Here is an 830-nt window from a genome sequence, read left to right on the forward strand (position 1 = left end):
CACCATTTGCATTTGCCTTTCTGGTCTTTTAGCAGTCGGGCTTCTCGGTTTGAGATTTCTGGCGATTTCCCTCTCCTCGTTGCCCAGTAGACCCAATTTCCGTCATACATTGATGCGTTCGGTCTGACCAGCGTGTGGTAGACAATGGGAGTCCAGGCGTGTTTTTGGAGTCGTAAACCATCCTTGGTTTGGAAAATCCACTTGTCCTTCCTTTCATCCCCGTTGCTCAGTTTTGCCATTCCTGTTCGGTAGTATTTTCTGAGCGTTTTGTATTTGGAATTTCCGCATCTTGACACTACCCATGCCCGCAGTTGTTGCCAGAGTATTTTATCTAGCTTGTTGAAAATCTCCGAGGAGACTACCCCTGAATAGTACCTTGACCATCCTGTAATGATGGGATTGAGATGTTTAATCAGGGCGGCTTGAGGTGCTGTTTTGTGTTCCTTAATCACCTCTTTTACCTTTTCTATGTGGGCTTTGATTGCCTTTTTGCTCGGTTTTATGTGGGTTACGAAGCCTAGTAGTCTACTGACCTTTCCCCCACTTTTCCCGGAGACGTGTTTTCCTGCAGGATATTGCCTAATGTTGAACCCTAGAAAGTCGAAACCAGGTACGACCATTTTTCCTTTTACTTCAATTTCTCGAAGTGTGTGACAGATTCTTGTCTTTTCTGGCTTGAGTTGGAGTCCAATGGGTTTTAACCATTCGGAGATAGCAATCTTGCACTGTTCAATGACTTCGCGGCTTTGGGACATGACCACAAAATCATCGGCATATCTAACGACCGTTGTGTTGATAGTTTTCCCATTAACTTTGTGTTTAGGGAATAA

Annotated in this window: 1 protein-coding gene; it reads right to left on the reverse strand. The window is 44.6% G+C overall.

Annotated elements, in window-relative coordinates:
* The coding region (locus AC0QHF_RS09790) for a group II intron maturase-specific domain-containing protein (RefSeq protein ID WP_324704020.1) at window positions 1-830 on the reverse strand (830 nt) is incomplete at both ends.

The organism is Lyngbya sp. CCY1209 (genome assembly GCF_055795065.1).